Genomic DNA, 12,962 nt, shown 5'->3' with positions numbered 1-12,962 from the left:
GATCTTGTAGGAAATGATTTTTTTTGATATTTTTTTTATCCTCCTCTTTTGTAAAAAAAGGATATTTGAAGGAGAAGTAATTTTTAATGTAGAATAGAAGGATAAGAAAAACAAGCAAACTTTTTTGTCAAAGATTACCATTTAAAAATTTGGTAGGTTTGGGAGGAGTTTGACGAATGTTGGCGAATAGATAACATTCGTTGCGTAAATCAGATCCATCGATCCTTGATTGGGAATTCTGAAGAAAGCAGTGGTTTGAATGGGATATAGGATTCCTGACGAAGTAATTGATCAAGTCAGAAAACATTATGACATTGTCGACGTTGTTCAACAGACGGTTTCTTTAAAAAAAAGCGGTAGAAATTACTTTGGATTATGCCCTTTCCATTCCGAGAAAACTCCTTCTTTTTCTGTTGCCCCGGACAAGCAAATATTTTATTGTTTTGGGTGTGGCAAGGGCGGAGATGTGATCAAGTTTGTGATGGAGACGGAGCAATACACATATATTGAAGCAGTCACGCATTTGGCAGAAAATGCAGGAATTCACATTCCCAGGCCGGAAGTTGATGTACTTCCCGATCATGAAGAACGGGAACGGCAGCAAATGAGAAAAGCCCTCGATCTTGCGACAAAGCTTTTCCACTATGTGCTGGTTTCCACAAAGCATGGCCGCATTGCCCGAGAGTACTTGGAAAATAGGGGAGTCCGGCCTGAGACCATCAAAGAATTTCAACTTGGATATGCGCCTTCATCTTTTCAGTTTTTATTGTCTTTTCTTAAAGCGAGAGGATTTTCAGAGGATATACTCGAAAAAGTTGGTTTAATTACATCATGGGAACGTGGGAACAATAAAAAATTTTATGATCGTTTTCGTCATCGAATCATGTTCCCAATACATGATTCACAGGGAAAGGTGGTTGGTTTTGGCGGACGAGCGTTGGGAGATGGGCACCCTAAATATTTGAACAGCCCGGATACTGTACTGTTTCATAAACGGAATCATTTATATAATCTTCATCGTGCACGTTCTCACATTCGTAAAAATTTGCAAGCAGTCCTGTTTGAGGGATATATGGATGTAATTACTGCCTGGCAGGCTGGTGTAGAGCAGGTCGTTGCTACTTTGGGAACGGCATTGAATGAAAACCAGGCGCGAATCCTTCGGCGAAATGCTGGCACGGTCATTTTGTGCTATGACTCCGATGCTGCCGGGCAATCTGCAGCGATGAGAGGATTGGAACAGCTGAAGAGCGAAGAACTTACCGTTAAGGTGGCTCAAATGCCGGCCGGAATGGATCCGGATGATTACATCCGGCGATTTGGAGGAACAGCCTTTAAAGAAGAGATTTTGGCAACAGCCATGTCTTTGACTGCTTTTAAACTGGAAAGTTTCAAGAAAAAATATCATTTACAGGATGAAGACCAGCGCATGAAGTATTTGTCTGAAGCGATTGAAGTGATTGCAGAATTGCCCAAAGCCATTGAACAGGATCATTATCTGCGCCGTCTGGCTGAAGAATTTCAACTTTCATTGGATGCTTTAAAGGAAGAACAGAGGAAAGCAACGAAAAGGAGAAAGAGGAAAAGTAAAAGGGATAAAGACCGCATCGCGTGGAATAATGGGTATCAGGAGATTAGCAAACACTTGATCGGGAATTCTCAGCCTCAATCGATCGCCGAAAAATCGGAAATGTATTTGATTGCTTATATGATAAAGAGCAAATCAATTACTGAATGGGTCAAAAACCATTTGGGAGCAGATTTTGTTACGGAAAAATACGCCGCATTGGCTGCCTATCTTTATTCATACTACGACCAGGGACATCCGGAAGATCCGGGCTGTTTTATCAGTATGCTGTCTGATTCAGCCCTGGAATCGGAAGCGAGCCGGCTGGCTCTGATGGATTTGCCCGATGATATTTCGGAAGAGGCATTGATGGATTACGTTCAACATATAAGAAATGTTCCTCTCCTGGAACAGATTGCAGAAAAGGAGAGACAAATCGAACAACTATCGCGTGCTGATGAACCCGTCAAAGCCGCAAGGTTGTCAGTGGAAGTTACACAACTGCGTAAACAGTTGCACGTGCGGATGAGATAAACGAGTTCATCAGAGAGGAGGAAAGAAACTTGGCCAAAGGAAAAAAATTGGATCCGGAGTTGGAACTCAATCTGGATCAGGTGAAAGAACAACTGGTAGAAACAGGAAAAAAGCAAGGCGGAATTACTTATAAACTGATTATGGAAAAACTGGCACCTTTTGACCAGAGTTCTCAACAAATGGATGAATTTTTTGAACAGTTGAGTGAACAAGGCATAGAAGTAATCAACGATGATTCTGACGACCATCCATTTGATGATTCGGATGTGGATGATGAAGAAGAAGACTACCTGGATGATGACCTGTCTGTTCCGCCAGGTGTTAAAATAAATGATCCGGTTCGCATGTATCTGAAGGAAATTGGACGCGTTTCGCTGTTAACGGCTGAGGAAGAAGTGGAGTTGGCCAAACGGATTGAACAAGGTGACGAAGAAGCGAAGCGGAGACTGGCGGAAGCAAACCTGCGTCTGGTAGTAAGCATTGCCAAGCGTTATGTTGGACGAGGCATGTTATTCCTCGACTTGATTCAGGAAGGAAACATGGGGCTGATCAAAGCAGTAGAAAAGTTTGATTTCCGAAAAGGATTCAAGTTCAGTACCTATGCAACCTGGTGGATTCGCCAGGCCATTACCAGAGCAATTGCTGATCAGGCAAGAACGATTCGCATTCCTGTTCACATGGTGGAGACCATTAACAAATTGATTCGTGTATCCCGCCAGTTGTTGCAGGAATTGGGCCGGGAGCCGTTGCCGGAAGAGATTGCCGAGGAAATGGGGTTAAGCCCGGAAAAAGTACGGGAAATTATGAAAATTGCCCAGGAACCTGTATCCTTGGAAACTCCGATCGGCGAAGAAGACGATTCCCATTTGGGGGACTTCATCCCTGATGATGATGCACAGGCGCCAGCTGATGCCGCGGCATACGAGTTGCTGAAGGAACAGCTGAAAGAGGTACTGGATACATTGTCAGAACGGGAAGAAAATGTTTTGCGTTTGCGCTTTGGACTGGATGATGGCCGCACCCGCACATTGGAAGAGGTGGGCAAGGTATTTGGCGTAACCCGTGAGCGGATTCGCCAGATTGAGGCAAAAGCTCTCCGGAAATTGCGTCATCCCAGCCGGAGCAAACGACTTAAGGATTTCCTGGAATAATCGAGCCACAAGCGCACCCAAACGGGTGCGTTTGTTTTTTGTTGATTCAATTTTATCCCTTTTCAACTCCCATTGCAAATAAGTTTCCGGCAATTATGGGGCAATAATTATCAGAATAATTAAAAATTCTTGAATAAACTAAACAAATTAATCTATAATTAAATTGGAAACGCTAACAAATAAATAAAAGGAGCGGAGAGCATGAATTATGATTTGACCCCTGAACAACAAATGATCCGATCTTTGATGAGGGATTTCGCGGAGGGAGAAGTTGCACCGGAAGCAGATGAGAGGGATCGCCAAAAACGGTTTCCCGAAGAGATCATGCGGAAAATGGCCGGGCTCAAATTACTTGGATTGCCTTTTCCCGAAGAATACGGGGGTGCCGGGGGAGACACGGTCAGTTTTGCTATTGCCGTTGAAGAATTGAGCCGGGTATGTGCTTCAACAGGAATTACCTATTCTGCCCATATTTCATTGGGGTGTGCCCCGATTTACATGTTTGGAACCAGGGAACAGAAAGAAAAGTATCTGGTTCCTTTGTGTGAAGGGAAGACATTGGGTGCATTTGGTCTGACAGAGCCAAACGCGGGCTCCGATGCGGGCGGCACACGGACAAAGGCTGTAAAAGATGGACAAGAATGGGTGATTAACGGGAACAAATGCTTTATCACCAACGCCAGCTATGCCAGGTATCTGGCATTGACTGCTGTAACCGGACAAGTCGGAGGGGCCCGGGAGATTACGTCGTTTATTGTTCCAACGGATGCTCCCGGTTTTCAAGTGATAGACAATTATGAAAAAATGGGTTTGCATAGTTCCAATACCACAGAGTTGGTTTTGGAAAACGTCCGTGTTCCGGATGATAATATTTTGGGGGAAATCGGCAAAGGGTTCAAGCAATTCCTGATTACGCTTGACGGAGGGCGAATCGGGATCGGGGCGATGGCAGTCGGAATTGCCCAGGGTGCTTATGAACTTGCCTTGAAATATGCAAAGGAACGAACCCAGTTTGGCCGTTCCCTGTCCAAATTTCAGGCCATTCAGCATAAGCTGGCAGATATGCATATGAAAATTGAACTGGCCCGTACCTATGTATACAAAGCAGCCTGGCTGAAAGACCAGGGCAGGAGGTATATCAGAGAAGCGGCCATTTGCAAACTGTATGCATCAGAGATTGCCATGGAGGTTGCCAATCAGGCTGTGCAGATTCATGGCGGCTGGGGATATATGCATGATTATAAAGTGGAACGGTTTTTCCGTGATGCCAAATTGACGGAAATCGGGGAAGGCACATCGGAAATCCAGAGAAATATCATTGCGCGTGAAATCGGTTGCTAATCTACGGAGTACGGGAGGGCAGAAACGTAGTGGAATTGTACAATGGTACTTTGGGAGATTTGTTGGATCAACAAGTACAGCTTTATGGGCATAAGGAAGCGGTGATCTATCCGGAAAAGGGAATCAGATGGACGTTTGGGAAATTTCAGGAAGAAGTTTGCCAGGCTGCCAAAGGATTGATCCGGTTGGGGATCAGAAAGGGAGACCATTTATCCATCTGGGCTTCCAATCAACCGGAATGGCTGATTATGCAATTTGCAACAGGCAAAATGGGAGCCGTGTTTGTTACGGTTAATACCAGCTACCGGACTCATGATCTGGAATTTGTGTTAAAGCAGTCGGATACAGAAACGCTGGTTCTGGAAGAGGAAGTGAAAGGTGTTTCCTTTGTCGAAATGTTGTATGAAGTTTGCCCCGAATTAAAGCAATGCCAGCCTGGAAAACTTGTATCCGAAAAATTTCCGAAATTGAAAAATGTAATACTTCTCAGCGACCATCGGTATCGCGGGATGTATTGCTGGAAAGACCTGATTGAAATGGGGAAGGAAGTGAGTGACGAAGAGCTGAAAGCAAGCCAGGCTTCCCTTCATCCCCATGATGTCATCAATATGCAGTATACTTCCGGGACAACGGGATTTCCTAAAGGTGTGATGCTGTCTCACCACAATATTATCAACAACGCGCGAAATATTGCGGAATGTATGAAGTTGACCGAAAAAGACCGCTTATGCATTCCCGTTCCCTTTTTTCACTGCTTTGGGAGCATTCTGGGGACGCTGGCCTGTTTCAGTGTCGGGGCGTCCATTGTTCCCCTGGAGGTTTTTGATGCAGGCAAGGTACTGGATCTTGTGGAGCAGGAAAAGTGTACAGGCTTGCACGGGGTTCCGACAATGTTCATTTCGGAACTGAACCACCCCTCTTTTCGGGGGAAAAAGTTTCCGCATCTGCGGACAGGAATTATGGCCGGGTCCAATTGTCCTGCCGAGATTATGCGGCAAGTTACGGAAGATATGGGAATACGCGAGTTGACGATCGCTTATGGTCAGACAGAGTCATCGCCGGTTATTACGCAAACCAGGACGGATGATTCCTTTGAAATCCGGATTAATACTGTTGGCAGACCACACCCGCATGTGGAAGTGAAAATTGTTGATCCGGCTACCGGAAAAGCCCTTCCTGACGGAGAGCAGGGTGAGTTGTGCACACGTGGTTACCATGTGATGAAAGGCTATTACAAGATGCCGGATGCCACCAGGGAAGTGATCGATGAAGAAGGATGGCTGCACACCGGGGATCTGGCTGTCAGAAATGAAGACGGCACTTATAAAATTACCGGGCGGTTGAAAGATATGATCATTCGAGGCGGAGAAAATATTTATCCGCGTGAAATTGAGGAATTTCTCTATAAGCATCCGAAAATTCTGGATAGTCAGATTGTCGGTGTTCCTGATGAAAAATACGGGGAAATTGCGGTGGCGTTTGTGCGAAAAAAAGCAGGCGTCGAGTGTGGCAAGGAGGAGATCGTTCAATTTTGTAAAGGGAAAATTGCCAATTATAAAATCCCTTCACAAGTGATCTTTGTCGAAGAATATCCTGTTACGGCGAATGGAAAGATCCAAAAATACAAATTGCGGGAAGCTTTTATCAAAAAATACCAAACCTGAAAAACTTGCCTTTATATACGGTTTATTTTACAGTTCAGCCGAATCTCTTCCAGATTCGGCTTGTTTTTTTTCATCTGCCCGGTAAAATTAGGTTGACGAGATGGATTGAAATTCAGGAAGAAACGGAGAGTCTAGCCAATGAAACAAATTCCCCCCATCTTAATGGATTTTCCACATTCATTTGAAACGGAGCGGTTATGGATTCGGTTGCCTTTGCCCGGTGATGGGGAATTGGTGTATGAGGCTATGCTGGAAACCATGGATCAATTGAAACAATGGATGCCATGGGCGCAATCGCCCCCATCCAGAGAAAAAACTGAAATCAATGTTCGACAGGCACATTGCAAATTTCTGGAGAAAACAGATTTGCGGTTTCATCTGTTTGACAGGAAAACAAAGGTTTTTATCGGGAGCAGCGGATTGCATCGAATTGACTGGAGTGTGCCAAAGTTTGAAATCGGATACTGGTGTCGCAAATCCTATATGGGGCAGGGATATATAACCGAGGCTGTACGGGGATTGACAGTGTTTGCGTTTGAGATCCTGAAAGCAAACCGGGTTGAAATACGTTGTGACCAGCGAAATGTACGAAGCCGAAAGGTTGCCGAACGGTTAGGCTTCAAACTGGAAGGGATTTTTCGGAATTTTAATGTTTCCGTTGATCAGCAATTGGAAAATATTTGCGTTTATGCTATGGTTCCAGAAGATTTTTACAGTCTTTCATTGCGTAAAAGCGACAGCGCATCAATGTAGATGCTTGCGTCGTTTTTTCAGGCATTGTATTCTGAATATAAAGAATATTATATAAAAGAGGAGAGATTTTTGTTATGAGCAAAACCGAACCTTTGACAGAAAAAATGAATACGGACTTTTTTCCTATTGCTGATGTAGACTATTTAGAATATTATACAGGAAATGCCAGACAAGCTGCCCATTATTTTTGCCAGACTTACGGCTTCTGCCCGACAGCTTATAGTGGGCTGGAAACGGGAAACCGCGAAACAACTTCCTATCTGGTGGAACAGGAAAATGTACGTTTTTTGATTACCGGCGCCTATTCTCCTGACCATGAAATTGCTTCTTTTGTAAAGAAGCATGGAGACGGCATCAAGGACATAGCCCTTCGCGTTGAAGATGTTGAAAGCGCTTTTTCCGAAGCAGTGTCACGGGGGGCAATTGTCATCGAGAAGCCTCGTGTGGTGGAGGATGAGCAGGGAATTTTGAAAAAAGCGGTGATCGGCACCTATGGGGATACCGTCCACACGCTGGTTGAACGCAAAAATTACAAAGGGTTATTTGCACCGGGTTTTACCGCTTGCAAGACAGAGATCCCCATTTGTTCGGCAGGTATTACCGGGATCGACCATGTGGTTGGAAATGTAAAAAAATGGATGTCTGGGTTTCCTACTACGAAAAAGTGATGGGCTTTAGGGAATTGATTCACTTTGACGACAAGGACATCAGCACGGAATATTCGGCACTGATGTCCAAAGTGATGCAAAACGGAACCGGCCGCATCAAGTTTCCGATCAATGAACCGGCGAAAGGAAAGCGCAAATCACAGATCCAGGAGTTTTTGGAATACTACCATGGAGCAGGGGTGCAGCATGTGGCGCTCCTTACCAATGATATTGTGGGCACGGTTGAAACGATGTTGCAAAATGGGGTGGAATTTCTGAGTACACCGGCAGCCTATTATGAAACATTGACTGGCCGGGTCGGCGAAATTGACGAAAAGGTGGAAGACTTAAAGCGGCTGGGGATTTTGGTGGACCGTGATGAAGAAGGGTATCTGCTGCAAATTTTCACTAAACCGATTACAGACCGACCCACCCTGTTCTTTGAAATAATCCAGCGCAAAGGAGCGCACGGATTTGGCGAAGGAAACTTCAAAGCCTTGTTTGAATCGATCGAAAGGGAGCAACAGCGGCGGGGAAATCTGTAGACCAGGAATCAGGTTGGCTGTAGAAAACGGTTGTTTCGGTTTTAAAAGAGGCGGCTGCCATCTGTCATAAATCCTCGAAAAACGGTCATCCTAATTAAGAATCTATTTGACCAATTGAGGTGATTGCAGATGAAAGGCCGTTTTTTTTCGTTCAGCCTGTCGCTGATGCTGGCTGTGCTCCTGTTGGCGGGAATGGTGCCCTGTTTTGAACATCAGAAAGGGATTACGGCTTACGGAGCCAATCCGGAAGCGGCAACCGACCGCCCTTTTTACAGAATTGATGCCCGCTATCATCCGGAAAAAGATGAAGTGCACGGCCATATGGTTGTCATATTGCCGAAAAAAAGGACCGAAACGCAAAAGGAAGTGTTTTTCCGGCTCTATCCAAACGCATTCCGCAACTGGAAACATGGTGAAGAGTCAAAACCGAAAAAACCGGGTTATATCAAGGTATCTCAGGTGAAAGTTGATGGTCGGTCCGCTCAAGCAATCATCAAGGAAACAGTGATGAAAGTGATTTTGCCGCAAGCGGTTCGTGATGGGGAAGCTGCCCGGATTGAGATGGATTTCCAGTTGCATTTGCCGCGTGGGGGAATGCGTTTGAATACTTTCAATAATACGGCATTCCTGGCACAATGGTATCCGATGCTCGCGGTCAGGGACCGGGATGGTTGGCATACCGAACCGTATACAACGACAGGAGATCCGTTTTATTCACAGATGTCAGACTTTGAAGTTACTTTTCATTTGCCGAAAGGTTACCGGGCCATCACAACAGGCAGGGATCGCGACCAGGCCGACCGCCCTGTACTTACGATCAGGCAGGAAAATGTCCGTGACTTTGTGGCAGTCCTGACGAAAGATTATCAGGTTGTGCGCGGAATGATGAACGATGTTCACGTCAACCTCTGGTATTTGGCCGGAATGGAAGATGTGGCAAAACCATTGCATGAAGCGGCCATCTCCGGAATGAAATTCTACAGTGAAAAATTTGGCCCCTATCCATATCAGGAGATTGATGTCGTATTGGGGGAAACCGGTGTGGGCATCGCGGGTATGGAATACCCTGGGCTGGTAACTTCCATTCCGAAAATTGGCACCAAAAAAGGGGTTGGCCCGGCGGTAAATGTGGTTGTGCATGAACTGGCCCACCAATGGTGGTATGGTGTGGTCGGAAACAACCAGGTGAAAGAACCGTGGCTGGATGAGGGATTGACCACTTTCTCGGAGTTTTTGTATATGCAGGAAAAAATGAATGAAGATGAACGGGGTCTCCTGAAAAGAGCGGTAAAGAAAACGGATGAAATTCATAAGGCAGCGGGAATTACGTCGGTGGAACCGTTGTATGATTACCCGGATACAGTTTACGGATTGATGGTATATATCCGTCCGGCAGCGATGTTTTACGGCCTTATGGATGAAATCGGAAAAGAAAAAGTGATGGAGATCCTAAAGACGTATTATCAGCGGTACCGGTTTAAAGTGGCGACAACGCAGGATTTTATCAAAACGGCCAGTGAAGTGGCCGGAAAGGATCTGACACCATTTTTCCGGAAATGGTTATATTTCAGTTCGGCTGAAAAACAGGGCTGAAAATCGGAAGTGGGCAGGGACAGACTGGCCCACTTCCGATTAATATTAAAGAGAATGTTTGGAGTGAAGTGATTTTGGAAGCGCCGCAAAGCTGGAGCAATTGCGAAAGCGTCCTGACTGCATCCTTGCAAGATGGAGCTTTGGCGGATCCTGAAATTTATTTCGGAAGGTTGCCCTTTTTTGTTCTGCGTGATCATGCTATGCTTAAAGGCGTGAGAAAAGGGACGTTTCTGTAAGGAGGGAAGACGTTTGCTGGATTGTGATCCATTCGTTTTATCCCCACGCCTGCTGGCATTGACAGAGTGGATCCCTGAAGGCTCGCGTGTGGCAGATATTGGTGCAGATCATGCTTATCTGCTGATTCATCTGGCGAAAACCGGCCGTCTGTCACACGGGATCGTTGGCGAATTAAACCATGGTCCTTATGAAAATGCCAGGCGAAGTATCGCCGGATTTGGGGTGGCAGACTTCATTGATGTGCGGTTGGGAAACGGGTTGTCAGTATTAGGAAAGAATGAAGTGGATGTGATTGTGATCGCCGGAATGGGAGGCAGTTTGATTTGCCAGATCCTTGCAGAAGGCAAAGAAAAGCTTGAGAACGCAAAAAGATTGGTTTTACAGCCCAATATTGGCGGGCGGAGTGTCCGTCTCTGGCTGAAAGAAAATGGCTTTCGTCTGGCGGGAGAAATGTTGGTGGATGATGGTGGAATTTTATATGAGGCGCTGGTCGCAAAGCACGGGGAAGAAACGGTCTATGAGGAAATCGGGGAATTGTCGGAAGAGACCCTTGCCGAAATTGGCCCCCTGTTGTGGAAAAATCGGCATCCTTTATTAAAATGGAAAGTGGAACAGATCTGGAATGCAAAACAGCGCATTTTCAACGGGCTTCAAAATGCAAAATCGCAAACAGCGATTGATAAAAGACGGGAACTGGAAACAGATCTGAAGGAATGGGAGAGGGTGAAAAAATGCCTTTGTACGGATTTGACCTGATTTCAGCGATGCAGGACTATGCCCCGTCACTGCTCGCAGTGGAAAAAGACCGGATTGGTTTGCAGGTGGGGGACCCAAAGTCAGAAATCAGGAAAGTGCTGGTAACGCTGGATGTCAATGAGGAAGTGGTGAATGAAGCCATTCGGATTGGGGCCAATTGGATTGTGACCCACCATGCGGTCATCTTCCAGCCGCTAAAGGAAATTCGGACTGATCAGCCGGTCGGCCGCATGTTTGCCAGGATTTTGGCCAACCATATAAATATATACGTTGCCCATACCAATCTGGATGCCGCCGTAAATGGCGTGAATGATGTATTGGCAGCAAAAATTGGTTTGAAAAACACCAAAACGCTTATCACCTATAAAGAAGATCCTCTGAAAAAACTGGTGGTAACTGTGCCGGTGGATCATCACGAGCCCGTTCTGCAAGCTGTCAGTGAAGCGGGAGCCGGCTGGATTGGCAATTACAGCCATTGTACATTCAATGTGGAAGGAACTGGTACGTTTCTGCCGCGCGATGGTGCCAATCCCTATGTCGGAAAAGCAGGCGAACTGGAGCGGATCAGGGAAATTCGCCTGGAAACTGTCATGCCTGCCTCGCTCGAAAGTAAAGTGATCCAGGCGATGCTAGAGGCACACCCGTATGAAGAAGTTGCGTATGATATCTATCCATTGCACCTGAAAGGGACTCCGCTTGGCTTTGGCAAAATCGGTGATCTGCCCAAGCGCATGAAGCTGGACGACTTTGCCGGTTTGGTGAAGAAAGCTTACGCCTGCGACGGGGTGCGCGTGGTGGGAGATCCACATGAACAAGTCCGGAAAGTTGCCATTTTGGGCGGATCGGGCGGCCGTTATATCGCCGATGCAAAAAGGCAGGGAGCCGATGTCTACATTACGGGCGATCTGGACTTCCATACCGCACAGGAAGCATTGGCCCAGGGACTTTCCCTGATTGATCCTGGTCATTATATTGAGCATTGGGTGGTTCCCCAGGTTTGCAAGAAATTGAAAGAGCGCTTGAATCGTCAGGTGGAAGTTGAACCATCCCGGGTGGATACCAATCCTTTTCGTTTTATTTGACAATTCCATGATATTCCTGTTGATTTCCATTTTTTTAACTGATATAATATCATTTGCTGCTTAGAGAAAGTAAACAAGGCAATCGCCGGTGGAGTACCGAGAGGTCCCACGGGAGGAAAGTCCGAGCTCCATAGGGCAGGGTGCCGGTTAACGACCGGTGGGGGCGACCCTAAGGCTAGTGCCACAGAAATGTAGACCGCCGATGGAGGCATCGCCTCACAGGCAAGGATGCAACGGTGCGGTAAGAGCGCACCAGCAGCATGGAGACATGCTGGCTAGGTAAACCCCACCCGGAGCAAGACCTGATAGGAGATTGGCATCTCTGGATGCAGCTGTGGCCCGCAGTAATCTCGGGTAGGTCGCTTGAGTTGTGTAGCAATACACAACCTAGATAGATGATTGCCACTCCAGACAGTGGGAGACGAGCAAGCCGTCGAACTGACCACTTGGAGAACAGAACTCGGCTTATTGTTTGCTTTCTGGCAGGGCTTGTCAAAAGACGCGAGTGGTGCGTCTTTTTTTGTTTTGGGCACTTTTGCATGTATAGGAATCAATGGAAAAGCCAAGCTAGGAATAGATTTCATAAAATCGGAGTTGAAAAACATGAATCACGATTTTTATTCCTACGAGGCTTATCTGGAACGATACAAAACGTTTTATGATGAAGAGGGAGACAATCGGCCGCCCATTTTGGAGCGCGAGCAATTTTTCCGGTTGCTTCAGTTGTTGAAGGAAAGTTATGAAACCTATAAGGAGATGGCCCAGTTGGGACATATGGAACAGGCGGCCAATTATTACAGCAGCGTGATCAATGACCTGGAAAATAAACTGGCCATCGCCGATGCATCGGATAATTTTGATGTCAAGCTGACCCATTTCTGAATATATCCATGTGAAGGGGATCTGTGCCGTTAGTGCAGGGGCCCTTTGATGCTTGACGCCTTCTATCTGAAACAAACCGGATCAGCCGTCTGATCGTCAACGTTTGGAAGAGCGGTTCTCAGGGCGAAGTGACAAAAAAACTCCCAATTGAAGGAGTAAAAAACTTGTATGAGAGAAGGAATCAGTTCCTTCTCTGAGGCTGTTGACAAA

At 46.2% G+C, this 12,962-nt stretch carries 10 protein-coding genes, 1 other RNA gene and 1 pseudogene; all 12 read left to right on the top strand.

Features of this window, described 5'->3' with window-relative positions; genetic code table 11:
- Positions 1-259 precede the first annotated feature (259 nt).
- Positions 260-2,101 carry a DNA primase gene (gene dnaG / locus H2C83_RS00060; RefSeq protein WP_181736530.1) on the top strand — a complete coding sequence of 614 codons (1,842 nt, stop codon included), beginning with the start codon at positions 260-262 and terminating at the stop codon, positions 2,099-2,101.
- Positions 2,102-2,130: 29 nt separating this feature from the next.
- The gene (gene rpoD / locus H2C83_RS00055) at positions 2,131-3,252 is read left to right on the top strand and encodes an RNA polymerase sigma factor RpoD (protein ID WP_181736528.1); all 1,122 of its coding nucleotides are present in this window, start codon (positions 2,131-2,133) and stop codon (positions 3,250-3,252) included.
- Between the two features lie 201 nt (positions 3,253-3,453).
- On the top strand, positions 3,454-4,593 hold the full coding sequence (locus H2C83_RS00050; protein ID WP_181736526.1) for an acyl-CoA dehydrogenase: 1,140 nt from the start codon (positions 3,454-3,456) through the stop codon (positions 4,591-4,593).
- A gap of 35 nt (positions 4,594-4,628) precedes the next feature.
- Positions 4,629-6,257, top strand: coding sequence for an AMP-binding protein (locus tag H2C83_RS00045; protein WP_181736681.1), 1,629 nt, complete (start codon positions 4,629-4,631; stop codon positions 6,255-6,257).
- A 138-nt stretch (positions 6,258-6,395) separates the two neighbouring features.
- Complete coding sequence (locus H2C83_RS00040; RefSeq protein ID WP_220183925.1) at positions 6,396-7,010, top strand: GNAT family N-acetyltransferase; 615 nt, start codon at positions 6,396-6,398, stop codon at positions 7,008-7,010.
- Between the two features lie 74 nt (positions 7,011-7,084).
- Positions 7,085-8,202, top strand: a pseudogene (gene hppD / locus H2C83_RS00035) (4-hydroxyphenylpyruvate dioxygenase).
- Positions 8,203-8,331: 129 nt separating this feature from the next.
- A complete protein-coding gene (locus H2C83_RS00030) occupies positions 8,332-9,795 on the top strand; it encodes a M1 family metallopeptidase (protein WP_181736524.1) in 1,464 nt (487 codons plus the stop codon).
- A 74-nt stretch (positions 9,796-9,869) separates the two neighbouring features.
- Positions 9,870-10,031: a hypothetical protein gene (locus H2C83_RS00025; RefSeq protein ID WP_181736522.1), complete on the top strand. Its 162-nt coding sequence runs from the start codon at positions 9,870-9,872 to the stop codon at positions 10,029-10,031.
- A gap of 13 nt (positions 10,032-10,044) precedes the next feature.
- Positions 10,045-10,788: a tRNA (adenine(22)-N(1))-methyltransferase gene (locus H2C83_RS00020; protein WP_181736520.1), complete on the top strand. Its 744-nt coding sequence runs from the start codon at positions 10,045-10,047 to the stop codon at positions 10,786-10,788.
- Complete coding sequence (locus H2C83_RS00015; RefSeq protein ID WP_246333653.1) at positions 10,746-11,870, top strand: Nif3-like dinuclear metal center hexameric protein; 1,125 nt, start codon at positions 10,746-10,748, stop codon at positions 11,868-11,870. Before H2C83_RS00020 ends, H2C83_RS00015 begins: the two co-directional genes overlap by 43 nt.
- A gap of 66 nt (positions 11,871-11,936) precedes the next feature.
- Positions 11,937-12,353: RNase P RNA component class A (gene rnpB, locus H2C83_RS00010), an RNA gene on the top strand.
- A 120-nt stretch (positions 12,354-12,473) separates the two neighbouring features.
- Positions 12,474-12,752, top strand: coding sequence for a hypothetical protein (locus tag H2C83_RS00005; RefSeq protein ID WP_181736518.1), 279 nt, complete (start codon positions 12,474-12,476; stop codon positions 12,750-12,752).
- Positions 12,753-12,962 lie beyond the last annotated feature (210 nt).

Source organism: Thermoactinomyces mirandus (assembly GCF_013868055.1).
In the GTDB taxonomy this organism is placed as follows: Bacteria; Bacillota; Bacilli; order Thermoactinomycetales; family Thermoactinomycetaceae; genus Thermoactinomyces; species Thermoactinomyces mirandus.
The sequence above is the reverse complement of the archived record's forward strand: the minus strand, read 5'-3'. Positions and strand labels throughout refer to the sequence as shown.